The organism is Psychrobacter sp. 1U2 (assembly GCF_051847575.1).
Window position 1 is genome coordinate 1 of the sequence record NZ_JBPYDC010001804.1, and the last position, 520, is coordinate 520.

Sequence of the window (520 nt, forward strand, 5' to 3'; positions counted from 1 at the left end):
CATTTTTAGGTTGTGCAATTTGGCGGAATAGATGAGGGTATTTAGCGAAATCTCTTGTCGATTTTGCTTTGCTTTCTTCTCTACTCTTCTTTACACCGTCAAGTCTTTCTTTTATCAGTCTATAGTTATATAGCTCATTTAGGTCGGCATCTTCAAACCATAAACACCATCTTTGCTCACTATGGAGAAATTCTTTAGCTCCTACAACCTTTTTAATATATTGACTAGAGAATGGTTCGTTTCGTTCAAGTGCCTCCTTCTCATGATTTTCTAATAACAAGAACCCCCCGTCAGTAGGTTTGTTTCCAAATAACATTTTTGGTCTTTTTTGAACTGGGTCTCTTAATCCAATAACAGCAGTATTACTACCTGAGATTAAATAAGGGCTTATGTTATCTACTAATTCGCTATGCCAAACTTTATTAACAAGTTTGTATATAGCTTTATCTCGATGGTTTAATGCAGATAGTCCAATAATTACTACGTGAACGCCAGCATTATGCTTAGCATTATTGCGCCA

At 35.8% G+C, this 520-nt stretch carries 1 protein-coding gene; it reads right to left on the minus strand.

What is annotated here, in order from left to right; genetic code table 11:
- On the minus strand, window positions 1-520 hold a 520-nt coding region (locus ACS8FD_RS24495), incomplete at both ends, for a type IIL restriction-modification enzyme MmeI (protein ID WP_439277757.1).